The sequence below is a fragment of the Peribacillus huizhouensis genome, from assembly GCF_014138605.1.
GTDB classification, from domain to species: Bacteria; Bacillota; Bacilli; order Bacillales; family DSM-1321; genus Peribacillus; species Peribacillus huizhouensis.
Genome location: NZ_JACJHX010000002.1, coordinates 457976 through 482460, shown reverse-complemented (window position 1 = coordinate 482460; position 24485 = coordinate 457976). Strand labels below are relative to the sequence as shown.

Annotated in this window: 21 protein-coding genes, 1 riboswitch and 1 other annotated feature; of the genes, 17 read left to right on the top strand and 4 right to left on the bottom strand. The window is 39.5% G+C overall.

What is annotated here, in order from left to right; translation table 11 throughout:
- Positions 1-391 precede the first annotated feature (391 nt).
- Both HNP81_RS05395 and HNP81_RS05390 read left to right on the top strand, forming a co-directional pair.
- Positions 392-1039, top strand: a complete 648-nt coding sequence (locus tag HNP81_RS05395) for a carboxymuconolactone decarboxylase family protein (protein ID WP_028392182.1) — start codon at positions 392-394, stop codon at positions 1037-1039.
- A gap of 58 nt (positions 1040-1097) precedes the next feature.
- Entirely contained in the window at positions 1098-1673 is a 576-nt protein-coding gene (locus HNP81_RS05390; RefSeq protein ID WP_028392181.1) for a TetR/AcrR family transcriptional regulator, read from the top strand.
- Positions 1674-1782: 109 nt separating this feature from the next.
- Here the strand turns inward: HNP81_RS05390 and HNP81_RS05385 are convergent, their stop codons facing one another.
- Complete coding sequence (locus HNP81_RS05385) at positions 1783-1944, bottom strand: DUF3934 domain-containing protein (protein WP_084552364.1); 162 nt, start codon at positions 1942-1944, stop codon at positions 1783-1785.
- Positions 1945-2663: 719 nt separating this feature from the next.
- Here HNP81_RS05385 and HNP81_RS05380 point away from each other — a divergent pair.
- From HNP81_RS05380 to HNP81_RS05365, 4 genes are all read left to right on the top strand, one after another.
- Positions 2664-3161 carry a dUTP diphosphatase gene (locus tag HNP81_RS05380; RefSeq protein ID WP_028392180.1) on the top strand — a complete coding sequence of 166 codons (498 nt, stop codon included), beginning with the start codon at positions 2664-2666 and terminating at the stop codon, positions 3159-3161.
- Between the two features lie 42 nt (positions 3162-3203).
- Positions 3204-4289, top strand: coding sequence for a M42 family metallopeptidase (locus tag HNP81_RS05375; RefSeq protein ID WP_182501836.1), 1086 nt, complete (start codon positions 3204-3206; stop codon positions 4287-4289).
- Between the two features lie 291 nt (positions 4290-4580).
- The gene (locus HNP81_RS05370) at positions 4581-5237 is read left to right on the top strand and encodes an HAD family hydrolase (protein WP_182501835.1); all 657 of its coding nucleotides are present in this window, start codon (positions 4581-4583) and stop codon (positions 5235-5237) included.
- 131 nt (positions 5238-5368) lie between these two features.
- The gene (locus HNP81_RS05365) at positions 5369-5512 is read left to right on the top strand and encodes a hypothetical protein (RefSeq protein WP_154664010.1); all 144 of its coding nucleotides are present in this window, start codon (positions 5369-5371) and stop codon (positions 5510-5512) included.
- A gap of 29 nt (positions 5513-5541) precedes the next feature.
- Here HNP81_RS05365 and sspI read toward each other — a convergent pair whose 3' ends face one another.
- Positions 5542-5754: a small acid-soluble spore protein SspI gene (gene sspI / locus HNP81_RS05360; protein WP_028392177.1), complete on the bottom strand. Its 213-nt coding sequence runs from the start codon at positions 5752-5754 to the stop codon at positions 5542-5544.
- Positions 5755-6026: 272 nt separating this feature from the next.
- Here sspI and HNP81_RS05355 point away from each other — a divergent pair, with 272 nt between their 5' ends.
- From HNP81_RS05355 to HNP81_RS05340, 4 genes are all read left to right on the top strand, one after another.
- Positions 6027-6782, top strand: a complete 756-nt coding sequence (locus HNP81_RS05355) for a TrmH family RNA methyltransferase (protein WP_182501834.1) — start codon at positions 6027-6029, stop codon at positions 6780-6782.
- Between the two features lie 218 nt (positions 6783-7000).
- Positions 7001-7239: a binding site (T-box leader), on the top strand.
- 193 nt (positions 7240-7432) lie between these two features.
- The gene (pheS, locus tag HNP81_RS05350; RefSeq protein ID WP_028392175.1) at positions 7433-8473 is read left to right on the top strand and encodes a phenylalanine--tRNA ligase subunit alpha; all 1041 of its coding nucleotides are present in this window, start codon (positions 7433-7435) and stop codon (positions 8471-8473) included.
- A gap of 217 nt (positions 8474-8690) precedes the next feature.
- Positions 8691-11105, top strand: coding sequence for a phenylalanine--tRNA ligase subunit beta (pheT, locus tag HNP81_RS05345; protein ID WP_182501833.1), 2415 nt, complete (start codon positions 8691-8693; stop codon positions 11103-11105).
- A 412-nt stretch (positions 11106-11517) separates the two neighbouring features.
- Positions 11518-11727, top strand: coding sequence for a hypothetical protein (locus HNP81_RS05340; RefSeq protein ID WP_182501832.1), 210 nt, complete (start codon positions 11518-11520; stop codon positions 11725-11727).
- Between the two features lie 441 nt (positions 11728-12168).
- On the opposite strand, the gene rnhC is transcribed toward HNP81_RS05340, so the two are convergent.
- Positions 12169-13119 (bottom strand): ribonuclease HIII, encoded by a 951-nt coding sequence (gene rnhC, locus HNP81_RS05335; RefSeq protein ID WP_182501831.1) that lies wholly within the window; start codon positions 13117-13119, stop codon positions 12169-12171.
- A gap of 303 nt (positions 13120-13422) precedes the next feature.
- On the opposite strand from rnhC, the gene zapA reads away from it, so the two are divergent.
- From zapA to HNP81_RS05310, 5 genes are all read left to right on the top strand, one after another.
- A complete protein-coding gene (gene zapA, locus HNP81_RS05330; RefSeq protein ID WP_028392171.1) occupies positions 13423-13683 on the top strand; it encodes a cell division protein ZapA in 261 nt (86 codons plus the stop codon).
- Positions 13684-13687: 4 nt separating this feature from the next.
- Positions 13688-14233 carry a CvpA family protein gene (locus HNP81_RS05325; protein ID WP_182501830.1) on the top strand — a complete coding sequence of 182 codons (546 nt, stop codon included), beginning with the start codon at positions 13688-13690 and terminating at the stop codon, positions 14231-14233.
- Between the two features lie 133 nt (positions 14234-14366).
- Entirely contained in the window at positions 14367-16085 is a 1719-nt protein-coding gene (gene polX, locus HNP81_RS05320; RefSeq protein WP_182501829.1) for a DNA polymerase/3'-5' exonuclease PolX, read from the top strand.
- A gap of 33 nt (positions 16086-16118) precedes the next feature.
- A complete protein-coding gene (locus tag HNP81_RS05315) occupies positions 16119-18476 on the top strand; it encodes an endonuclease MutS2 (protein ID WP_182501828.1) in 2358 nt (785 codons plus the stop codon).
- 120 nt (positions 18477-18596) lie between these two features.
- The gene (locus HNP81_RS05310; protein WP_028392167.1) at positions 18597-19004 is read left to right on the top strand and encodes a DUF350 domain-containing protein; all 408 of its coding nucleotides are present in this window, start codon (positions 18597-18599) and stop codon (positions 19002-19004) included.
- Between the two features lie 263 nt (positions 19005-19267).
- On the opposite strand, the gene mgtE is transcribed toward HNP81_RS05310, so the two are convergent.
- On the bottom strand, positions 19268-20626 hold the full coding sequence (gene mgtE / locus HNP81_RS05305) for a magnesium transporter (RefSeq protein WP_376766718.1): 1359 nt from the start codon (positions 20624-20626) through the stop codon (positions 19268-19270).
- A gap of 703 nt (positions 20627-21329) precedes the next feature.
- A riboswitch (M-box (ykoK) riboswitch) is annotated at positions 21330-21495 on the bottom strand.
- Positions 21496-21771: 276 nt separating this feature from the next.
- On the opposite strand from mgtE, the gene HNP81_RS05300 reads away from it, so the two are divergent.
- A complete protein-coding gene (locus HNP81_RS05300; protein WP_182501827.1) occupies positions 21772-23472 on the top strand; it encodes an AMP-binding protein in 1701 nt (566 codons plus the stop codon).
- Positions 23473-23747: 275 nt separating this feature from the next.
- Positions 23748-24335, top strand: coding sequence for a fatty acid metabolism transcriptional regulator FadR (gene fadR / locus HNP81_RS05295; RefSeq protein WP_028392164.1), 588 nt, complete (start codon positions 23748-23750; stop codon positions 24333-24335).
- Positions 24336-24485 lie beyond the last annotated feature (150 nt).

Genomic DNA, 24485 nt, shown 5'->3' with positions numbered 1-24485 from the left:
TCCATCAGTGGGGATTTTTCATTCCCCGCTGATGGTTAGTCTCGTTCTACTGTTGCTAAATCTTCGATAAAGCGACACTACGAACCCGATTCAATGAATCACAGACTAAGTACGCAGCGTCCTGCGGCATCGTCTATGTGACCCACATCCTGTGGGCCTCAACTAAACCTTTGAAAACCACAAAGGTAAGTTTCACTGTATCTCACCGAATGGGGATTTACAGGCTGTTTATCCTCAACTATCTTACCTTGATTCTCTAAACAAAATTGAGGTGGGGATATTACAGCCTGTTACACCGGTTAGTTGGATAAAATTGTTTGTCGTAGATCGCTAACCATGTTACACTAAATTTGTACCGAATGGTAGGTATAAAATAGGGAGGATGTTAAACATGAATTTTTATCAAAAAGAAAATTTAAGAAACTTAAATCAAGTAAAAGATTTAGCTCCTGAACAATTACAGGCCTTTTCAGAATTTAACAATACGGTCTTTCAAGAAGGGGCCCTTTCAATTAAGGAAAAGGAAATCATCGCAGTTGCGATTGCCCATGTAACAGAATGCCCGTATTGTATCGATATTCATACGAAAAAAGCCAAAGCCGTAGGTATAACACTGGAAGAACTAGTTGAAGCTGTATTTGTAGTATCGGGTATAGAAGCTGGAGGTGCAGTGACACATAGCACGCATATTGAAAATGCTTTAAGTAAAGAAGCTCCTGATTCTTTATATAATCGGTCAAATCTTAAAAAGCTGGGTCAATTGCAAAAAGGGGCTCCTGAAGGTTTTAAAGCGTACTCCAAATTTAGCGCAACAGCAATGAAAGAAGGCAAGCTTAGTGCAAAATTTAAAGAAATTATTGCTGTAGCTGTTGCACATGCGACACAATGTCCATATTGTATTGATGTTCATGCTAAAAATGCAGAAAAACTTGGCGCCACTCAAGAAGAATTATCTGAGGCAGTACTCGTTACATCTGCTTTGCTTGCAGGTGGAGCGTATGCTCATATCGCCAATTTAATTCAAAGCTATGGAGAATAATTGAATTAAATAGTGAAGCACATCATCTAAGATTAAACAGCTAAAAAGGTGTGAATATATGTCTAAAAAGCAAGAAATTATTACAATCGCAAGAGGGATTATTCATTCTAAAGGATACCAAGCAACTTCGATATCTGATATTCTCAATGCAGCCTCTATCGGCAAAGGGCAATTTTATCATTATTTTACTTCGAAATATGATCTTGGACTAGCTGTTGTAGAAGACCTAGTTCAAGATCTAGATCAACAGTTGATTAAGGAGATCTTTCAGTCAAAGGAAGAAGCTAAAAAAAGATTAAACAAAATGCTTGATTGGAATCTTGCTTCTCATACTGAAACGAAAAGTAAACTTGGCTGTGCTGTGGGTAATTTAGCGATTGAGATGAGCGAGCACGATGAAACATTCCGAGTTAAAATTAAAGAATTTTTTAACAAGTGGATTTCTGAGGTAGCAGCTTCCTTAACCGAAATGGTCGAGGAAAATCAATTAGATCCGACAATAAATTGTACAAAAAGTGCCCAAGCCATCGTTGCCATGATTGAAGGCGGAATTCTATTAATGAAGAATCAACAGGATATTGAGATTTTGGCTACTGTGATGGATATCATTCGAAAACAGTATCATCTTATATAAAGTGAAACTTCAATCAATGGGGAGACTGCCCGTTAATGCTTGAAAACAAAAAAAGACCTTACTCGGTCTTTTTTTGTTAATATAAGATGATACGCTAGATTAGCAGTTGTTATTCACCCTTATTATTGTTTGCAGTCTGTGCAGAACCGCGTTTCTTAACACCTTTGCTTATATATGGTTTGGCACTTTTGGCTTTTTTGGCACCAGCTTTCCAACGATTCCAGCCCTTCTTATCTGTACCTCTTCCTGTGCCACCTTTAGCTTTACTCATATAATCACTCCATATTGTTGTAGCTTTTAGCTACCGGTTATTGTCTAGTTTAGCCCATTTCCCACTAAGACCCCACATCAAGATTCTGAGCATGCAAAAGAAGATAGGTGGGGATCAACTGTCCGTAAAGGTCCGATTGGTGAGATACAGTGAAACTTACCTTTGTGGGTTTCAAATGTAAGTTAGCGCCCACAGGATGTGGGTCACACAGACGTTGCCGCAGGACGCGGCGTACTTAGTGATTCATTGAATCGACAGTAGAACGGGACTTACCACCAGTGGGGGGGCCACTGATAGAAGTTTCACTTTATTAGTAATTAAGCATTAACTATACAACATAATGACAGATAGATATACATTTTTTTGTGCAAGCTAGATAGTCCTTAAAGTTGTACATGGATGGCCGAGACCTCCATAATTCATCACGCTTCGCATAACTTTAATCTTGTTTCATAATAATAAAAGTTATCTTGTTCAGGGAATATGCAATAGTAAAACCATACAACATCTGTATGGCATTACAACACCACATTACCATGAAAGGATCAACATGTAGCACGCGACACTCACCTAATCAAAATGGTAGCGGTGCGGAGCCGGATTTTGGTATACTTTACTAATAATATAGGTTTATTTTTAAAAAAATGGCTATATTAATAAGTCGCGAAGCCTCGCCCCATGACCTTCATACAAATCGCTTATGAAAGTAGGAACGAATCATGAATATCACGAAACTGTTCGAGATGCAAAAATTACTTGATCAACATATACAAGAAAAGCACAACCTCCATGCAGCAGAGCTGATTGATAAAAAAATTCTGGCTTTATTCGTTGAGCTTGGTGAACTGGCCAATGAAACAAGATGTTTCAAATTTTGGAGCTTAAAAGGTCCAGCGGCAAGACAAACTATTTTAGCTGAATATGTAGATGGTGTTCACTTCATCCTTTCACTCGGAATTGGCTGTAAGTTGCAAGCAACGAGTGTGGAAGTGAAAATAGGGCAATCTAGTAAAGAACATGATATAACGAGTCAATTTCTGAAAATATACGCTTCTATTCAATCATTTAGTATGGAACAGTCTCAGGAAAACTATGAGAACATGTTTTCAGATTATCTTCGTCTCGGTAATATGCTTGGTTTTTCTGGAGAAGATGTGGAACAGGCTTATGTCGAGAAAAATCAAATTAATTATGATAGGCAGAAGCAAGGCTATTAATGCGAGTTAAAGAATAGTGTCCATACATAAGGAGGAATAACAATGACGCATTTAGATGAAACGTTAACGATGTTAAAGAGTTTAACGGATGCAAGAGGAATTGCTGGCAATGAAGGGGAAGTCCGTCAAATTATGAAAGAATACATTGCCCCATTTGCTGATGAAGTGACTACAGATCACTTAGGCAGCTTGATTGCGAAGAAAACAGGTCAAGAAGGCGGACCAGAAATCATTGTAACCGGTCACTTAGATGAAGTTGGTTTTATGATTACTCAAATCGATTCAAAAGGGTTCCTGCGCTTTCAAACAGTAGGTGGTTGGTGGTCACAGGTGATGCTTGCTCAGCGTGTAACAATTGTGACAAGAAAAGGCGATGTGACCGGAGTGATAGGTTCAAAGCCACCACATATTTTAACTCCAGAAGCAAGAAAAAAACCTGTCGACATTAAAGATATGTTCATTGATATTGGAGCATCAAGCAAGGAAGAAGCAGAGGAATGGGGTGTAAGACCTGGAGATATGGTCGTGCCGTATTTCGAATTTACCGTTATGAATAATGAGAAGATGCTTCTTGCCAAAGCTTGGGATAACCGAATTGGCTGTGCGATTGCGATTGATGTTTTAAAACAATTAAAAGGTAGTGAACATCCAAATATTGTGTACGGGATTGGAGCAGTTCAAGAAGAAGTCGGACTACGAGGTGCTAAAACGTCTACATATAAAATTCAACCAGACATCGGTTTTGCGGTGGATGTTGGTATTGCTGGTGACACGCCAGGTGTAACGGACAAAGAAGCGCAAAGTAAGATGGGGAAAGGGCCACAAATCGTTCTGTATGATGCAAGCATGGTATCCCATAAAGGACTTCGGGATCTCGTAACAGATACGGCTGATGAAATGAATATTCCATATCAATACGAATCAATGCCTGGCGGCGGAACAGATGCGGGATCGATTCATGTGACAGCAAATGGGGTTCCAGCGCTTGCGATCACAATTGCCACTCGTTACATTCATTCACATGCTGCGATGCTCCATCGTGATGATTATGAAAACGCCGTTAAATTAATTGTTGAAGTGATTAAAAAACTGGATCGTAAAACCGTTGATGCGATTACATTTGGCTAAAACTAGGACTTTCAAGTAAGTCGTTCTTTTAGAAGAAAACCATGTATAAAGAAAGTCCCAAAAGGGTCAAACCTTGCACTCTATACACAGTATATAGTAGTAAAATACTAACTATAATCTGTATGTAGTTGTTGCGGGGTCTGACCCTTTGCTTATGGAGAACAAGAAGATTGAAACGGTTCGTTCATTATTATACAGTATGTTTAGTAATGGAAATTTCTATGAAACTATTGCTTATTAATTTCTGCCTATTTTAGGTGAGTATTTACTTATTAATTAGTTAAAGGAGGAATGATTTTGATCAAAGCTGTTATTTTCGACTTTGATGGTTTAATTTTAGACACAGAGACGGTTTGGTATGATGCTTATCGAGAAACGTTAGATTTATATAAGGTTAAGTTGCCACTTGAACAATTTGTTAAATGTATTGGTTCAGATGATACTGAACTATTTAGATATTGCCGAGAACAAATTGGGGAAAATTGTAATATTGAAGAGATTGAGGAAAAAGCCAAAGGCATACATAAGGAAAAGATGAAAACACCGTTGGCGCGTGAAGGTGTGAAGGAGTATTTAGAGGAAGCAAGTAAGTTAAAATACAAAATCGCCCTTGCTTCCAGCTCTACTAAAGAATGGGTAACGAACTATTTAAACGAGCTTGGGCTGTTACACTATTTTGACTTCATTATTTCGAGCGATGATGTTGATCAAGTGAAACCAGCACCTGACTTGTACTTAAAAGCAATCGAAGTTTTAAAGGTTGATCCAAAAGAAGCTGTAGCATTTGAAGATTCGTTAAATGGGCTTCAATCGGCTCTAGCAGCTGGGTTAAAATGTGTAATCGTGCCAAACCCGGTTACTGAAGCGTTAGCTTTTGAAAATCACCATTTACGACTGCAATCAATGTTGGAAAAAAGCTTGACCGAAGTTATAAATTTGATTGAGTAATAGGAAGTTTGTCAATAACACCACCTTTATACCTTTTTTATTTCCTTGTCTTTGTATCAGCTAGTTTTGTTTAAAGGATCACGTTTCGGGAATAGCTAATCTTACGACGTGTATATGAAGGAGTGAAGATAATGGATAAGAAGAGAAGGCTAAAGGTGGATGACTCAACGGATCAAATGAAGGAAGAAGAGGAAAACATTCAATTGGATGAGGATGATAATCCAATCATGCATGATGAATACTTTCAGAATCGGATTAACACTGACCACTTATAAGCAAGAGAAAAGCAATAGCCTAAGTTAGGCTATTGCTTTTTTAAACCTGATTCTAAAGCTTGAAGCATTTCAGTTCTTTCTTGTTCTGATGCATGTTGCCAAATAATTTCAAATAACACACCAAGTCCAGGCAACATTTTTTCTTCGCCATTTTGAATGGCATCAACGATCGTATCCTCTAACTGATCCTGTGTATTCCCTGATACGTTGTGAATAATTGCATTTCTTAAATTCAAGTTCATATCAAACCCTCCCCTCACCATCATGTTCCACTTCTTTAGTATGGAACAAATCAAATCAAAATATGTAGCAAAGGGCGAAATGCGTTATAATAAAGTGAAACTTCCATCAGTGGGGGGCTTCATCCCCCACTGATGGTTAGTTGAACCAATCGGGCTTTTATGGGCAGTTTGTCCCCCACCTACCATCTTTATCCCTCATAAGCTTGAGGTGAGGGACTTACTGCCCGTTAATGCGGGATAAGAACTAGTGAAAAAATGAAGGAGCGTTTACCTTGAAATATATTGAGTCCGTCAAAAATCAAAAAGTTAAGCAGTGGAAGAAATTGTTAACAAAAAAAGAGCGTGAACTAACAGGTACATATCTAATTGAAGGGTTTCATCTTGTTGAAGAAGCACTGAAAGAAGGAGATATTGTTCGTGAAGTGATTGTCAGCATTGAAGCTGTCATTCCGGGGAAATTTAAATTAGAAGGAACAGAAGTTACCTATGTGACAAGTGAAGTAATGAATGCGATTACCGATACGGAAACACCACAAGGAATTGCCGCGATCTGTGATCAGAAAAAGATTCGTTTTGAAGACCTTTCACCGAAAAAAGTGCTACTCATTGATGCTGTACAAGATCCTGGCAATATTGGGACGATGATTCGAACAGCTGATGCAGCTGGAATCGATGCAGTTATACTTGGTGAAGGCTGTGCAGATGCATATAATCCTAAAGTGATTCGCTCGACTCAAGGAAGTCTCTTTCATATGGCTGTCCTAAAAGGAAACTTAACAGAAGTTATCGGTGCTTTGAAGAAACAGAACATTCCGGTTTATGGCACTGCCTTAGAAAAAGCAGTTCCCTATGATCAAGTAGAAAAATCGGAAACATTTGCTCTTCTTGTAGGTAATGAAGGTCAAGGTGTTGACAAAAAGCTGTTAGCTAAAACGACGCAAAATCTCTATATTCCGATTTTCGGGAAAAGTGAATCGTTGAACGTCGGGATTGCAGCGGGGATTTTGATGTACCACCTACGGAAATAAATATTGCATGGTGTTTCAGGCGTAAAATGAGGCTCTGGCACGTAAATCTCGAATCACGCATGTAAAGTGCAATTTCCGGCTCGAAAACCATTGCTTCCGGCACGTAAATATGTAAATTCGGCACTCAAATTGGAATTCTGGCTCGTAAAGCTCATTTATAAAATTGAATTTGAATCTCGGTTTGTTTTATAATATAATTAAAGCTAAATTTCATAATGTAAAAGACTATGACAGAGAAGAGTAGCGTCGTATCATTCATTTAGGGAGAAAATGCCTTAGACTGCAAGCATTTTTATGTTCATGATGATGTGAATTCACCTCTTGAGTCGGCATCGGGATACAGATTGACCTGTTGAAAGCTGCACCGGCAAAAAGCCGTTATCTACAATGAAGTGAGTGCTTATTTCTTTTGGCGCTAATAAGGGTGGTACCGCGATACATAAACCTCGTCCCTTTCTAGGGATGGGGTTTTTTTGCGTTTAAGGACAAGGGGACGGGGCTCCGCCACATAAGCATATGGCCAATTTACTTAGGAATCATCTGATCTAAAAGATGGACTAAACTTTACTCTGCACCGCCACCTTATGGATAACAATCATTGTTAACTAGTAACAGAAACTAAATTTTTTTATAAAAAAGGAGGAGACATGATGCAGGAACGTTTACAAGAACTGCAAGAAGAAGCGTTACAGAAGGTTGCCGAAGCTTCTGAATTAAAGGAATTGAATGACATTCGTGTCGCATATTTAGGGAAAAAAGGACCAATCACGGAAGTGTTGCGCGGAATGGGCAAGCTTTCCGCTGAGGAACGCCCGAAAATGGGAGCGTTAGTGAATGTTGTCCGTGAAGAGATTGCTACAAAAATTGAAGAAAAGCAAAAGGTGCTTGAAGAGGCAGCTGTCAATGCCAAACTTGCTGTTGAAAAAATTGATGTAACATTACCGGGACGTCCGGTTAATAAAGGGAATCATCATCCGTTAACGCGTGTCATTGAAGAAGTGGAAGACTTATTTATCGGAATGGGCTATACGGTTGCAGAGGGTCCGGAAGTTGAAACAGACTTCTACAACTTTGAAGCGTTGAATTTACCAAAGAGCCATCCAGCACGTGATATGCAAGATTCTTTCTATATTACAGAAGAAACATTAATGCGAACTCATACATCTCCAGTGCAAGCAAGAACAATGGAGAAGCATAAAGGACAAGGGCCGGTTAAAATTATCTGTCCGGGTAAAGTATATCGTCGTGATAATGATGATGCGACTCACTCGCATCAATTCATGCAAATTGAAGGATTGGTTATTGATGAAAATATCTCAATGAGCGATTTAAAAGGAACGCTTGAAGTGTTTGCGAAGCAAGTATTCGGCAAAGAGCGGGAAATTCGTCTGCGTCCAAGTTTCTTCCCATTCACAGAGCCATCGGTTGAAATCGATATTTCTTGTAAAATTTGCGGTGGAAAAGGTTGCAGCGTTTGTAAAGGAACAGGTTGGATCGAAGTCCTAGGCGGTGGAATCGTTCATCCAAATGTTTTGGAAATGGCTGGATTTGACTCGAAGAAATATTCTGGGTTTGCGTTCGGGATTGGTGTGGAACGTATTGCGATGTTGAAATACGGTGTAGACGATATCCGTCACTTCTATACAAATGATGTCCGTTTCTTAACTCAATTTAATCGCCACGAATCTTAATAATTTTTTTAACTTTATTCAACAAAAGTACCTTACTTCGTTAAGTGGGGATGAATGCAAAAAAGAATACAATTCAGTGGGGGTCAAACCTCGACTGAATAAAGTTAAAGCCGCAGGCTTATGCCTCAGATTTTTTAAAGGAAGTTTTTCAGAGCAGGCTCCGAAAAAAATCTGGGCGCAAATACGCCAAGGCGCATTTGATAAGGAGGAGCTATCCATGTTTGTTTCATATAAATGGCTGCAGGATTATGTCGATCTTTCTGGCATGACAGCAACAACGCTTTCAGATAAGATTACCAAAAGCGGCATCGAGGTTGAAGGAGTAGAAAAGAAAAGTGAAGGTCTTAAAGGGGTTGTCATAGGTCACGTACTAGAACGTGAACAACATCCAAATGCCGATAAACTAAATAAATGTTTAGTCGATGTTGGTGGTGAAAGCCCGGTTCAAATCATCTGCGGTGCGCCGAATGTTGATAAAGGACAAAAAGTAGCAGTCGCGACAGTTGGTGCCGTGCTTCCTGGCAATTTCAAAATTAAGAAAGCGAAGTTACGCGGTGAAGAATCGAACGGAATGATTTGTTCACTTCAAGAACTTGGCATCGAATCAAGATTGATTGCTAAAGATTATGCAACAGGGATATTCGTTTTCCCGAATGATGTAGAAGTTGGTCAAGATGCTCTAGAGGCTTTAGGACTTGACGATGAAGTGCTTGAGTTAGGTTTAACACCGAACCGCTCAGACTGCTTGAGCATGCTTGGTGTTGCTTATGAAGTAGGTGCCATTTTAGGTCGTGAAGTTAAATGGCCGGAAATTAACAAAGTAGAAAGCGCTGAAAAAGCAACTGACTTCATTCAAGTAAAAGTTGAAGCATCTGAAGATAATCCATTATACGTTGCGAAAGTCATTAAAAATGTGAAAATTGCGCCATCACCACTTTGGATGCAAACTCGCTTAATGGCAGCGGGCATTCGTCCACATAACAATGTTGTCGATATTACGAATTATATTTTACTTGAATACGGGCAACCACTTCATGCGTTCGATTATGATCGTCTAGGTTCGAAAGAATTAGTCATTCGTAAAGCGCACGCGGCTGAAAAAATCACGACATTGGATGATGGAGAACGTGATCTTTCAAGCGATCATCTTGTCATTACAAATGGATCAGAGCCAGTTGCGATTGCTGGTGTAATGGGTGGAGCAAATTCTGAGGTGCAGGACGATACGACAACTGTCATCATTGAAGCTGCATATTTTGCTGGAACGGTTGTCCGCAAAGCATCAAAAGACCATGCATTGCGCAGTGAATCAAGTGCTCGTTTCGAAAAAGGGGTTGACCCGAATCGAGTAAGAGAAGCAGGAGAACGTGCTGCACAGTTGATTAGTCAATATGCAGGTGGAACCGTATTAGAAGGGTCTGTAGAAGTTGATACATTGACAATCGAACCAGCTGTCATTTCAATTACTCTTGAAAAAATTAATAAATTGCTCGGAACAAGCATGACGGTTTCTGAAGTCGAATCGATCTTCACTCGTTTGCAATTCGGAGTTTCAGTAGATAATGAGACATTTACCGTAACTGTACCGACCCGTCGCGGCGATATTACGATCGAAGCCGATTTAGTTGAGGAAGCAGCCCGTATGTATGGCTATGATAATATCCCAACAACACTTCCAACTGGAACAGTAACACCTGGCCATTTGACTGATTATCAGCAAAAACGCCGTAAAGCAAGACGTACGCTTGAAGGTGCTGGCCTTTATCAAGCAATCACTTATTCATTAACAAGCAAGAATAAAGCGGCTCAATATGCATTAGATGCTCGTGAATCTGTTGCATTAGCGATGCCGATGAGTGAGGAACGCAGTCAGCTTCGTCTAAGCATCATCCCTCAACTATTAGAAGTTGTGAAATATAACAATGCCCGTCAGCTTGATTCGTTAGCACTATACGAAATCGGCTCTGTATTCTTGAAACAAGATGGGGAACAACTTCCGGAAGAACGCGAGCATGTAGCTGGCGCGATAACAGGTCTATGGGAATTGAATCAATGGCAAGGAGAGAAAAAGCCGGTTGATTTTTACGTAGCAAAAGGCGTGCTTGAAGCATTATTCGATACACTAGGATTGACAGAGCAAATTGATTATCGTCAATCTGAAAAAGAAGGGATGCATCCAGGGCGTACTGCAGACGTGTTGTTGAATGGTGATGTAATTGGCTTCGTCGGTCAAGTTCATCCAACTGTCCAAAAAGAACTTGATTTGAAAGAAACGTATGTTTTCGAGCTATCTTTCAAAGCGATGGCAGAAGCGGCTGTTGAACCGATCCAATACAGCGCCATTCCACGTTTCCCATCGATTACACGTGATATTGCCCTTGTTGTAGATACAACTACGGTTGCTGGCGATATCCAAAAAATCATCGCCGAAGCAGGCGGAAAACTTCTTAAAGAAGTAAGTGTCTTTGATTTATATGAAGGCGAACGCATGGAACCAGGTAAGAAATCTCTTGCGTACTCGTTGAAATATTTTGATCCAGAGCGTACGCTAACTGATGAAGATGTAACGAAAGCGCATGAAAAAGTACTAGCAGCTGTGAAAGAAAAAGCTGGCGCTGAATTACGAGGATAATGGTAAATGAAGCAGCCTTCCGAGTTTGGGAGGCTGCTTTGCTGTTTTAAGGGAGGAGTTGTGCCTAACTAATTAACCCATGTAGATTAGTAAAAGGAACAAAGTGGTGATATTAGTAAACAAGAAGAAATTGAAGATTGCATGGAAAGAAGTGAGGAACTTGATACAGTATTCAATCAAATACAAATAGCTGGTAATTGAATGTGCATGCAATTCCCAACAAGATCAAGTAGATCGAACATGCTACAACAGTTTGAAATGACCTAGTACGCGTTCAAAATAACGATCTATTTAATTGTCTGTCAGCTCATGTTATAATAAGAATCTTATAGGATAATTACGACTTTTGCTCATAATTGAACGGATGCCAAGTAAAGCCTCCGCTAAAGCGTAAATATGGAGGTGTAAGAGAATGAATAAACGATGGACGATCGGTAAAATTAAAGAATTTGTGGATAACAATTCGGAAAGTAAGTTACTAACGACGGAATATCACGGTTTTTCGCAAAAGTTACTATTTAAATGTGCGTGTGGTAGCAATTTTGAAAAAACATTTACGAAATTTAAAAATAATAGCCAACGTAAATGTGACGCGTGCCAACCGGCAAAAGCATCACGCTAAACGTATAGCGAATAAACGAAGTGCCGATTTCTATTAAATAGAAGTTGGCGCTATTTTTATTTTATTGGAGTAATATGATAGATGATGAGTTAGTGAATGAAATTATTTAAAGTAGAAAGGCAACTTAATTAAATTGAACAAACTATTTCAAAATAAAAATAAAGTAGTCTTTTCAAACACAAAAGTACTTAAAACCACACTATTTGATTATAAGAATCAAATTAAGATTAAGGTTTATGTTAAATACGCCCTAGTGGAGAAAATATTAATATACCAATGTTTATAGAGTGAATTTAATCAAACCTTATTTCAAGGTTACTGTAAAAAGCTACGTAGAAAACAGTGTGAATTGGTTAATAACTCTAGAGTTGGTGAGTAAAATCTCAAAAAACCCGACTCTTAAAGCCGGGGCAAACCTAATATCAACGAACGACAAACCCTCTATTGATACTTCTTCCGATACAATGCCTTCGCTTTTTCCGTATTGGCAAAATGAACCTTCGTGAATTCATTCAAGGCGTCGATCCCTTTTTCGTGAATAAGTCGTGCAGCAGCTTCATCTACTGCAGGGCCTGCGCCTTTGGGAATTTTGAAGCCAGCTTTTTCACTTAATTTGTCAAAATGTTTAACAAATGCATAGCGTGCTAAAATAGAAGCTGCTGCAACACTAAGATGAATGCCTTCTGCTTTTGTGCTCAAATAAGTATGTTTTGCTTGAAACAGTTCTTGTCCTTTTAAATAGTTAAAAAACACATCCGGCTGGGCGAATTGGTCAATGAAAACCGCTTCTGCCTGTTCAGGTGAAATTTTATCTATGACGTGCTTAATCGCTTGATTGTGTAGCAATGCTTTCATTTTTCCTTGAGACATACCGCGAGCTTGAAGTGCATTATACTTAGGATTGTCGCAAACGAGCAGGGAAAACGGCACAACATTTTTAATCTGCTTTGCTATATCAATGATTTGTGGATCTTTCAGATTTTTCGAATCTTGGACGCCTAATTCTTTTAACAGGGCTAGCTGCTCTTTTTTTGCATAAACAGCGACGACCGTCATTGGACCGAAGTAATCGCCAGTGCCAACTTCATCTGAGCCGATTATAGACATGGTACTGATATGAGCGGGAGGAGAATAGCGATGCTGGGTGACAGAAGTTCGCTTTTTTTCAGCAGGAGCCTTAGCTTTTGCGTCGCTGGACCATTTCTTTGCTTCAACTTCTGCTGATGCCCCTTGAAAGAGCACCTTCCCCGACTTATAAGCTGTCACTGTACATTGTCCCGGTTTGGCAACGAAAACACTGCCAGGCGGCATTTTATCAGATAGAGAAGTTTGATAATGTCCTTTCATTTTGTTCATTTGAGTTGTGGAAAGAATTAATACAACATTCGACATAAGTAAAGACTCCAATTCTTTATAGTTTTTGGCTTACAGACATATATGTATCCAAAGTGTGTTTTTGTTTAGATTAGCCCCACCAGTTCTTCCATGTAACTCCGTATTTCTATTATCCAGCTCAAGGTGCCATCGCCCGAAGTCAAAAGTCAATCAATCTGATGAGGAGAAGGGCGTTCCCATTCAGCTTGCTTGCCTTTTGCTTGTCGCCGATAATCGGGCGCCTTCCACCTTTCTTGCTTTCATGACAGAAAACTTCATGATATGATAGAAATTAGGATTTTTCAGATTGGAGGCATCAGCTTGTCGGGTGAAAATAAAAATAGGATAACAGTTGATATATATGGACAGCAATATACAATCGTCGGTGAAGAGAGCTCCGGCCATATTCGATTAGTTGCTTCGATGGTGGATGATAAGATGCGGGAGATCAACTCCAAGAATCCTTATTTGGATACGGGCAAGCTTGCTGTACTGACAGCTGTAAATGTTATGAATGATTATTTAAAAATAAAAGACGAAATATACCAGCTAGAACTGGAATTAAAGAAAGTAAAGGACTGAGTAGATGTTAGACTTGGCGATTTTGGCCATACTCTTAATTGGCTTTATAGTTGGCTTACGAAGGGGGTTCATTTTGCAGCTCATTCATTTGACGGGCTTTTTTGTTGCCTTTGTTGCTGCATATTCTTACTACAATGAACTCGCTCCGAAACTAACTTTATGGATTCCGTTCCCTACCTTAGGCGGTGATTCAGAAACAATGAATATGTTTATCGGTCAGACTAACCTTGAAGAAGCGTATTATCGTGCGATTGCCTTTGCGATCATCTTCTTCGCTACGAAGTTAGTTTGGCAGCTTTTTGGATCGATGTTGGATTTCATTTCGAACTTACCAATCTTAAAGCAGCTGAATCGATGGGCTGGTGCGATTTTAGGTTTTGTTGAAGTATATCTTATCATGTTTATTCTATTATACATAGCTGCATTACTGCCAATGGCTAATGTTCAGGATGCGTTAAATGGTTCGTTTTTGGCGGATCTTATAGTAAAAAATACCCCTTATCTGTCGGGGAAAGTAACAGAGCTGTGGTTTCAATATGTAGCTGCATAAGTGAAACTTCCATCAGTTGAATTTTTTACATCGCCCACTGATGTTTAAAGTTAAACTGGGATCATGCTACAAGCTCACTTGATGGCCTTGTGTCATCTTTTTTTAAGATTTCACGTTGGGAAGGTGAGGGACTATGTCAATCAATAAAAAAGACATCATTAAACTATTAGAAAAGATAGCGATATATATGGAGTTAAAAGGGGAAAATCCGTTTAAAGTTTCAGCGTTTAGAAAAGCTGCAGCTGCCCTTGAAACAGATGATCGAAGTTTATCATCGATCAGTAATTTCACGGAATTGAGCGGAATTGGCAAAGGAACCGCTGCTGTTATTGAGGAATATATCAATGAAGGAAAATCCACTGTTTTAGAAGAGCTGCAGGAACAAGTGCCAAAAGGGCTGGTGCCTTTGTTGCAACTTCCAGGACTTGGCGGTAAGAAAATTGCCAAGCTGCATAAAGAGCTTCAAATTCGGGACGTGAATGAGCTAAAGACGGCGTGTGAAGAAGGAAAAGTCCGCGGACTTGCTGGGTTTGGCGCGAAGACTGAAGAAAAAATTCTTGCTTCCATCGCTGAAGCAGGTTCACGACCTGATCGGCTTCCGCTTAGCTTTATGATGCCTATTGCCGTTGAGGTTGAAACGGCGCTTGGAAATATGACAGATATCGTCCGTTTCTCGAGAGCGGGAAGCATCCGTCGCATGAGAGAGACGATAAAAGATCTAGATTTCATTATTTCATCCGATAACCCAGAGAAGGTGAAGGAGCAACTCCTTTCCATGCCTGCCATTAAACATGTCATTGCGGCGGGTGATACGAAGGTGTCCGTTACACTCGATTACCAATATGATGTGTCGGTTGATTTTCGGATTGTAACAGATTCGGAATTTAGTACAACGCTTCACCATTTTACTGGTTCAAAAGACCATAATGTGAGAATGCGCCAGCTAGCCAAAGATCGTGGCGAGAAAATTAGTGAATATGGTGTTGAAAATACGGAGACAGGTGAGATACTTACTTTTGATTCAGAAGAAGCATTTTATGCGCATTTCAATCTGCCGTTCATTCCACCTGAAATTCGTGAAGATGGAACAGAAGTGGAACGGTACACGGATAAAGAGCCACTTGTTTCACTTGCTGATATTAAAGGGGATCTTCATATGCATACGACTTGGAGTGACGGTGCCTATTCGATTGAAGAGATGGTAGAAGCATGCCGAGCTAAAGGTTATACATATATGGCGATCACCGATCATTCCCAATATTTAAAAGTGGCGAACGGATTAACAGCGGAACGATTACGGGAGCAAAAAGAAATCATTCATGCTTTAAACGAACAATATGACGATTTTACCATCCTTTCAGGAATCGAAATGGATATTCTACCTGATGGATCGCTTGATTATGACGATGACCTGCTTAGTGAAATGGATCTCGTAATAGCTTCCATACACTCTAGTTTTTCACAACCAAAAGAGAAAATTATGGAGCGTTTGAGAAACGCGATGGAAAATCCTCATGTCGATATTATTGCCCATCCAACAGGCCGTTTGATTGGCAAACGTTCTGGTTATGAAGTAGATATGGACCAATTAATCGAACTTGCAGCGAAAACAAACACCGCATTAGAACTGAATGCGAATCCGAATCGATTAGATCTTGCTCCTCAATATCTAAAAAAAGCCCAAGAAGCGGGCGTTACAATCGTAATTAATACGGATGCACATAATATCGATATGCTTGAGCATATGGCAGTAGGCGTCTCTTCAGCGAAAAAAGGCTGGGTGAAACGTTCTTCCGTCTTAAACGTAAAAGAACGAGACGACCTGCTTGCCTTCTTAAAAAGAAATGATTAATGGACGCACATAAAAAGGGAGGACTACAACTCCATGCATTCGAAAGTTTTGAAAACATTGGAATTTGATAAAATAAAAGAACAACTATTGAAATATGCTTCTTCTGCAATTGGTAAAGAAAAGGCAGCTGAACTAGCCCCTTCTACAGACCTTACCGAGGTGACAAATTGGCAGGAAGAAACGGATGAAGCAGCAAATGTTCTCCGCCGGAAGGGGAATGTCCCGCTTGGCGGCATCTTTGATATTCGCCCACATGCAAAACGGGCACAAATCGGTGGGATGCTAAGCCCTCATGAATTGATGGAAATCGCCAGCACCCTTCGTGCAGGCAGAATTCTCGAGCGTTTTTTTGAAGAACTGCTTGAAAATGAATTTAGTTTGCCAAACTTAAATGGTCATATGGAATCATTGCTTTCTATGCCAGAATTGCAACAGCAAATTTCTTATTGCATCGGAGAGAATGGTGAAGTTTTAGATTCAGCTAGTGATAAATTAAGAACGATACGCAATCAACTGCGCACAAACGAAAGTCGAGTACGTGAAAAATTAGAAAGCATGATCCGTTCTTCAAATGCGCAAAAAATGCTTTCTGATGCGATTATTACGATTCGAAATGACCGTTTTGTTATACCGGTGAAACAAGAATATCGCAGTCATTACGGCGGAATCATCCATGACCAGTCTTCTTCAGGGCAAACGTTATTCATTGAACCACAAGTGGTGGTTGAGCTAAATAACGTACTTCAGGAAGCGAGATTGAAAGAACAGCTGGAAATTGAGCGAATCCTTGTGGAATTATCACAAGCGGTTGGCGAGCATACACATGATTTGCTCGTCAATGTGAAGGTACTCGCGCAAATCGATTTTATTTTTGCAAAAGCTCGTTATGCGAAAGCAATCAAAGGTTCGAAGCCAGCTTTAAATGACCAAGGGAAAGTTAAGCTAATAAAAGCGAAACATCCGCTCATACCAGCAGATGAAGTAGTTGCAAACGATATTTATTTAGGTGATGAATTTACAACGATCGTCATTACAGGTCCGAATACCGGTGGGAAAACGGTAACGATTAAAACCATTGGTCTTTGTACATTAATGGCTCAAGCCGGTTTGCAAATCCCGGCTTTGGATGGCTCAGAAGTCGCAGTTTTCAAACATGTGTTTGCGGATATTGGCGATGAACAATCAATTGAACAAAGCTTAAGTACATTTTCTTCTCATATGGTCAATATTGTAGAAATTTTAAAGCATGTTGATTATGAGAGTCTTGTTTTATTTGATGAACTTGGTTCTGGAACCGATCCACAGGAAGGTGCGGCACTTGCCATCTCGATTCTTGATGAAGTATATAAGCGCGGGGCAAGAGTTATCGCAACTTCCCATTATCCAGAATTAAAAGCATATGGCTATGACCATGATGGGGTCATTAATGCAAGCGTGGAGTTTGATGTGGATTCACTAAGGCCGACTTATAAGCTATTAATCGGCGTGCCCGGACGAAGCAATGCATTTGAAATTTCACAACGTCTTGGATTGGATGAAGCAGTGATTAATCATGCACGCAGTCATATTGGCGCTGATACGAATAAAGTGGAGAGCATGATTGCCTCCTTAGAAGAAAGCCGAAGACAAGCTGAAGAAGATGCAAGAGAAGCAGCCGATTATCTTAAGCAAGCAGAAAAACTGCATAATGAGTTGCAAAAAGAAACGCTAGAGTATCATCAAGAAAAAGATTCAATAATGGAGAAAGCGGCACTAAAAGCAGCCGATTTGGTTGAACAAGCGAAAAAAGAAGCGGAAGCCATCATTGCCGATTTACGAAAGATGCGCCTTGAGAAAAGCGCAGAGATTAAAGAACACGAATTGATCGAGGCGCGGAAACGTTTAGAGGAAGCAACACCGGTTATTAAGAAAACGTCTAAGTCAATCGTGAAAAAAGCACCTAGAACGATTCAGCCAGGTGATGAAGTGAAAGTAATCTCTTTCGGGCAAAAAGGGCAGGCAATCGAGAAAGTTTCCGATACAGAATGGCAAGTGCAAATTGGCATCATGAAAATGAAAGTAGACGAAACTGATATTCAATTGATTGGTGCGCCAAAGCCAGAAAAAATGGCAAAGCCGCTATCAACCGTAAAAGGCAAGGATTATCACGTAAGCTTAGAACTCGATCTTCGCGGTGAACGATTTGAAAATGCTTTATCAAGAGTTGAAAAATATATTGACGATGCTTTGCTTGCGGGTTATCCTCGTGTATCTATCATTCATGGAAAAGGAACTGGTGCGCTTAGACAAGGGGTTCAGGAATATTTGAAAAACCATCGTTCAGTTAAACGCAGTCGTTTTGGAGAAGCGGGTGAAGGTGGAACAGGTGTTACGGTAGTCGAATTCAAATAAAGTGAAATTTTCATCTGTGATTTTCCCTCACCTATTTTTTCCTTGATTCTTACGCAAAAATTGAGGTGGGGGGTATTACAACCTGTTAAACCGAGATAATGAAGAATCAGGAGAAGTTGAATGGAAAAAATCTGGGGTAACGAATACGTGTATACGACTGCTTATTTTAGCGTTGTCATCTTATGTATTGTCTTATTTTTAGCCGTATTTGAGTTGGTAACGAAGTACAAAAACTGGGAAGAAATTAAAAATGGCAATATTTCTGTTGCGATGGCCACAGGTGGAAAAATTTTTGGAATAGCTAACATCTTCCGTCACTCGATTATTCATAATGACTCCTTACTGACGATGATTGGCTGGGGGGTTTACGGTTTTGTCCTGCTATTACTTGGTTATTTCATTTTCGAGTTTTTAACCCCAGGATTTAAAATCGATGAAGAAATTGAACGTGACAATCGCGCAGTCGGATTGCTAGCGATGATTATTTCCATCGGCTTGTCCTTTGTTATTGGAGCAGGTATTTCATAAGCCTTAGGCAGAAGGGAAGAAGTTGAAATGTTGGAAAGACTCGCAAAAATTTTACTTATTTGCTGCGGCACCTTTCTTGTCATTGGAATTATCTATATGGTAGTGAATGCAGGTTAATTCAGAAAGAATAGTTTACCAAAAAAGGGTCAGCCCCCACTATTACTATATTTTGTTTATATGACGTGTAAATAACACTATAAACAACGTATAGAGTGTGGGGTCTGACCCTTATCTTGATAAATGAGCTTCGTTAAGATTTAATTCTACATCAATTTTGATATAAACATGGTGGCAATGCCAAAGTAAATAAGTAACGATAATATATCATTTAGTGTCGTAATGAGTGGACCAGAAGCTACAGCAGGGTCGATGTTAAACTTATATAAGATGAGCGGAATAATCGTCCCAGCTAAAGTCCCAATAATGAGCGTCATAATTAATGAACTGCCAACGACTAATCCAAGAACCGGATTTCCTTGCCAAATATAAGCGATAATCGAAATTAAGATGCCGCAAGTAATCCCGATGATTAATCCAACGATTAGTTCTCGTAAAATAAGTTTGGCGACAGCCCCTCGATCTGTATCACTAGTTGCTAGTCCTCTTACAACAACTGCTAAAGATTGTGTACCAGTATTACCTGTCATCCCAGCAATCATAGGCATAAAGAAGGCCAGTGCCACTACTTTGGATAATGTTTCTTCAAAACTACTAATAATTGTTCCAGATACTAAACCAATAAATAAAAGTAAAATAAGCCAGGGAAGTCGGCGATATGCAGCTACATGTGCCTTCGTGTCAAAATCAATCGATTTACCCGATGCCGAAAGTTTTTCAATATCCTCGTTTGCTTCCTTAATGACAACATCAATAATATCATCAACCGTTACAATCCCGACTAACTCATGATTATTTTCTACAACAGGAACGGCTAAAAAATCATAACGCTCAATAACACGAGCGACTTCTTCTTGGTCAGCCGAAGCAGAAACGGCGATTACCCGGCTATACATAATATCTTGAATTTTTTCATATTCATCACTCAAGATTAAATCTCTGTAGGAGACAACCCCTACTAATTTTTTATCATCATTAATGACATATAGATAGTTAATTGTTTCCGAAAACTCAGCAAATATTTTCAGTTTATCAACAGAGTCGCGAACCGTATAATGTTGTTTGATCCACACGAACCGGTTTGTCATGATTCGTCCCGCTGTTTCCGGAGGATAGTTCATGATATGTTGAACGATTTTAGATTCTTCTTGTTCCATACCTGAAAGAAGTTCTTCAATTTTATCGGGAGAGAGATTCTCTAACAAAGAAGCTAAATCATCATTTTCCATTAAATCCATAACTTGACCGGATTTTTCAATGCCTAATTTAGTAAGAATGATTAACTGATGTACTTTTTCCAGTTCCTGAATGAGTTCAGCGATTTGTTCCTTCGTCAGAAACAATAAGAAACGTGTATGGTGTTTTTCTGGCAGACCTTCGAAAATACGTGCAATATCATATGGCTGAAGTTCTTCTAAAATTGCTTGAAAATCTTTATTTTTTCCTTCTTTTAAAACTTTTATGATTTGAAGAGTTATTTGGTCTTCTGTCATGTCTTTGATCAACGTTATTGCCACTCCTTTATTGAGGAGCAAAAAATAGTTCCCCTCGGGCGATCTAATAAAAGTAAGCAGATGATTGGATTTACATCTTTCTTACTCTTTGTATTTCTATGAACTTTATGCTTCTGGTAAGGATCAGAATCGTTATCCATCCCTGCTCACCTCCCATTTAGAAAACTGACATTCTCGTTTGAAAAAAATAAAGGCTGTTTTCGTCTCCTTTGTTGCTTTTCAATCATTTTTACACTAATAACCCGGGTTGATTTCCGTTGCAGGTACTCGCTTTCCGCGGGCGGTCTCAGAAGCCTCCTCAGTGCTTTGCACTTGCGGGGTCTCCCTCAACACGCTTTTCCCGCAGGAGTCTCGCACCTTCCACTACAATCAACATCTGTTCGAATTGGTTTGGTTTCTTGCTAAAAACAACAATCTTTACAAAAGAGCCTAAATAATATTTACCCTACTATGCTGGGTTGATTTGCGTTACGTTTTTCGCGGGTGGTCTCAGGAGCCTCCTCAGCGCTTCAAAACGCTTCTCTAAGCAGGCGTCTCGCAATCAACAATAATCAGCATCTCGCGAATTTGTACTTGCAAAAACAACAATCTTTACCAAAAGAGCCAAAATGAAAAACACCTCCATTACAAATGAAGGTGTAATACACAGTTTATATATGTACATTGTCTGCTTGATAAAATAGATAGCAGAGAATCTATTCCTCCATTCGTAGAGCTTTAGCACTGTGTGGCATAGGACATAGCCAGCTACATTAAAAACCACCTTATGTCGATGGTTTCTGTTGACCCATTGGCGTCTTTCGACATTTTTGGGCAGTAGCATATCTCCAACACAGGAGCCTCACCTAACGAGGATATTTAGTTGGCACATCCACTCTAAAGGAATCTTTTTAAGAAGTCAATCTTTATTTACAACTTAGGTCTTCCTTCATGATTCAACTACTATTTTGTTTTGTAAATGAAACATCCATGCACATCTCACATCCATCTCATAGTATGTTCATGAAAGGATCGGTCGCATATCTACTTTCTTTTCGTGTATTTTTTTAAAGGGAAGGAATTGTGACCCGTTGTCCTGTATATTATAATAAAGGATAATAATTTGAATTTTCTGTTTTAAATAAAGGAGGGACTGGATGAACAATCAGCCATGGCAAGATATGTATCCTGCTTCTATTCCTACGTCACTTGAATACACAGAAAAGCCACTGCACGCGTTTTTAAAGCAATCTGCTGAAGAATTCTCCCATACGATCGCGATTCACTTTGAAGGGAAAGAAATGACATATAAGGAACTTTACGAATCGGCTCTGAAATTTTCCACCTATCTTATAGATATCGGGCTAAGAAAAGGAGACCGAGTAGCGATTATGCTGCCAAACTGCCCGCAAAGTGTGATTGGTTTCTTTGGCACATTGATGGCAGGTGGAATCGTTGTACAAACGAACCCACTTTATATGGAGCGTGAGCTTGCATATCAGCTGAATGATTCTGGAGCGAAATTTATGTTAACATTGGACATTCTCTTCCCACGAGTTTCGAGCGTTGCAAAAAGTACAGATCTTCAACACATCGTTGTAACCACCATTAAAGATTATTTACCCTTCCCGAAAAATCTAATCTATCCATATATCCAGAAAAAACAATACGGACTTGTTGTTCAAGTAGAGCATAGCGACAATCATCATTTATTAAAGGAAATAATGAAAACTACAGTTCCAAAAGAATCAACCGTAGACATTGATTTTGACAATGATCTAGCTCTTTTGCAATATACCGGAGGCACAACCGGTTTGCCAAAAGGAGTCATGTTAACGCACAAAAACTTGCTAGCGAACACGGAAATGTGTAAGGCGTGGATGTATAAAGGAATACGAGGAAAAGAAATAGTGCTCGGCATTTTACCTTTTTTCCATGTGTATGGGATGACTACAGTCATGCTATTATCTGTTGTCCAAGGCTATAAAATGATTTTAATGCCGAATTTTAATGCCGAAAAAACGCTTAAAACAATTCATAAAGAAAAGCCGACGCTGTTTCCAGGAGCGCCGACTATTTATATCGGCTTGTTGAACCATCCTGATCTTTTGAAGTATGATTTATCTTCAATTGATGCATGCATTAGCGGTTCGGCTGCATTGCCAGTAGAAATCCAAGATCAGTTTGAAAAAATCACAGGTGGAAAGTTAGTCGAAGGATATGGTTTATCAGAAACCTCTCCTGTTACCCACGCTAATCTAATCTGGGATGAACCACGTGTTAAAGGAAGCATTGGGCTACCGTGGCCAGATACAGACGCTGCCATCCTTTCATTGGAAACAGGTGACCCTGTGCCGATAGGAGAAGTCGGTGAAATTGCTATTAAAGGACCTCAAGTGATGAAAGGCTATTGGAATCGTCCAGAAGAAACAGAAGCGATATTCAAAAATGGTTGGCTCCTTACAGGTGACCTTGGGTATATGGATGAAAAGGGCTATTTTTATGTAGTCGATCGGAAAAAAGATGTTATTATTGCAGGCGGCTTTAATATTTATCCACGTGAAATCGAAGAAGTATTATATGAATATGAAGATATTCAAGAATTGGTCGTGGCGGGAGTCCCTGATCCATATCGTGGTGAAACCGTGAAGGCTTATATTGTCTTGAAAGAAGGAGCTTCAGTTACGGAAAAGGAATTGGATGAATTCGCAAGAAAATACCTTGCAGCATACAAAGTACCTCACGTATATGAATTTCGCAAAGAATTACCTAAAACGGCAGTAGGTAAAATTTTGCGCCGGGCCCTTATTGAAGAAGAAAAGAAGAAGTGGAGTGAAGATGACCATAAGGAAGCATAAAGATTTGCTTCGGTTTAGCCTTTGACATGTGTGCAAATCTGAAAAATCGAGTGGTCTGACCTCGCACTCTAATCAGTGTATAGTGTCCCATATTATCATATACTGTATTTAGTTGTTGCGGGGTCTGATCCTTTGCTTGGAACTTGTTTTTTTCGTAACAAACATAAAGCATGGAGCAGTGTTTTGATTTTTCCTTGACAGCCGAGGAGATTCACTCTAGTATGAAAAACATGAATGGTTATTCATTCATATTTTGAGAGCTAAGGAGAAGTTCAGTGAATCGAAATAAACCAAAGTATAAACAAATCATAGATGCAGCTGTAGTTGTAATTGCACAAAATGGCTATCACCAAGCTCAAGTTTCAAAAATTGCTAAACAAGCAGGTGTCGCTGATGGCACCATTTACCTTTATTTTAAAAATAAAGAAGACATATTAATTTCTTTATTCCATGAAAAAATGGGCTATTTTGTGGAACAAATTGAAGAAGAAATAAAGGAAACGATGAGTGCAGCGGAGAAGTTACTTGTAATGATCAGAAAACATTTTCAAATTCTTGCAAGTGATGCGAACTTGGCTATCGTCACCCAGCTTGAATTACGGCAGTCCAATCTTGAACTTCGAGAGAGGATTAATGATGTGTTACGAGATTACTTACAGATCGTTGACACGATCATTCTTGAAGGAAAAGAGAACGGTGAGTTTCAGTCGAATTTGGACGTCAGACTAACAAGGCAAATGGTTTTTGGAACGATTGATGAAACGGCAACATCATGGGTCATGAATGATCAGAAGTATTCCTTGCCAGATCTGGCAGAATCGGTCCATCAGCTATTACTTGGGGGTTGTGGCGCTAAAATATAGCATGCTTTTGTATAAGGACATGGGGCGGGTCTTCGCGACTTAATAATATAGCCAATCTGCTTAGTAGATGTACCTTTATTATTGAAAAACATACCGAAATAAGGCTCCGCACCGCCACCATTGTGATTAGGTGAGTGTAGCGATGTACTT

Excerpts from the sequence above, each read along its gene's own strand:
- HNP81_RS05395 (WP_028392182.1), top strand. The coding sequence starts at position 392 with ATGAATTTTTATCAAAAAGAAAATTTAAGAAACTTAAATCAAGTAAAA.
- HNP81_RS05390 (WP_028392181.1), top strand. The coding sequence starts at position 1,098 with ATGTCTAAAAAGCAAGAAATTATTACAATCGCAAGAGGGATTATTCAT.
- HNP81_RS05385 (WP_084552364.1), bottom strand. The coding sequence starts at position 1,944 with ATGAGTAAAGCTAAAGGTGGCACAGGAAGAGGTACAGATAAGAAGGGC.
- HNP81_RS05380 (WP_028392180.1), top strand. The coding sequence starts at position 2,664 with ATGAATATCACGAAACTGTTCGAGATGCAAAAATTACTTGATCAACAT.
- HNP81_RS05375 (WP_182501836.1), top strand. The coding sequence starts at position 3,204 with ATGACGCATTTAGATGAAACGTTAACGATGTTAAAGAGTTTAACGGAT.
- HNP81_RS05370 (WP_182501835.1), top strand. The coding sequence starts at position 4,581 with ATGATTTTGATCAAAGCTGTTATTTTCGACTTTGATGGTTTAATTTTA.
- HNP81_RS05365 (WP_154664010.1), top strand. The coding sequence starts at position 5,369 with ATGGATAAGAAGAGAAGGCTAAAGGTGGATGACTCAACGGATCAAATG.
- sspI (WP_028392177.1), bottom strand. The coding sequence starts at position 5,754 with ATGAACTTGAATTTAAGAAATGCAATTATTCACAACGTATCAGGGAAT.
- pheS (WP_028392175.1), top strand. The coding sequence starts at position 7,433 with ATGCAGGAACGTTTACAAGAACTGCAAGAAGAAGCGTTACAGAAGGTT.
- pheT (WP_182501833.1), top strand. The coding sequence starts at position 8,691 with ATGTTTGTTTCATATAAATGGCTGCAGGATTATGTCGATCTTTCTGGC.
- HNP81_RS05340 (WP_182501832.1), top strand. The coding sequence starts at position 11,518 with ATGAATAAACGATGGACGATCGGTAAAATTAAAGAATTTGTGGATAAC.
- rnhC (WP_182501831.1), bottom strand. The coding sequence starts at position 13,119 with ATGTCGAATGTTGTATTAATTCTTTCCACAACTCAAATGAACAAAATG.
- HNP81_RS05325 (WP_182501830.1), top strand. The coding sequence starts at position 13,688 with ATGTTAGACTTGGCGATTTTGGCCATACTCTTAATTGGCTTTATAGTT.
- polX (WP_182501829.1), top strand. The coding sequence starts at position 14,367 with ATGTCAATCAATAAAAAAGACATCATTAAACTATTAGAAAAGATAGCG.
- HNP81_RS05315 (WP_182501828.1), top strand. The coding sequence starts at position 16,119 with ATGCATTCGAAAGTTTTGAAAACATTGGAATTTGATAAAATAAAAGAA.
- HNP81_RS05310 (WP_028392167.1), top strand. The coding sequence starts at position 18,597 with ATGGAAAAAATCTGGGGTAACGAATACGTGTATACGACTGCTTATTTT.
- HNP81_RS05300 (WP_182501827.1), top strand. The coding sequence starts at position 21,772 with ATGAACAATCAGCCATGGCAAGATATGTATCCTGCTTCTATTCCTACG.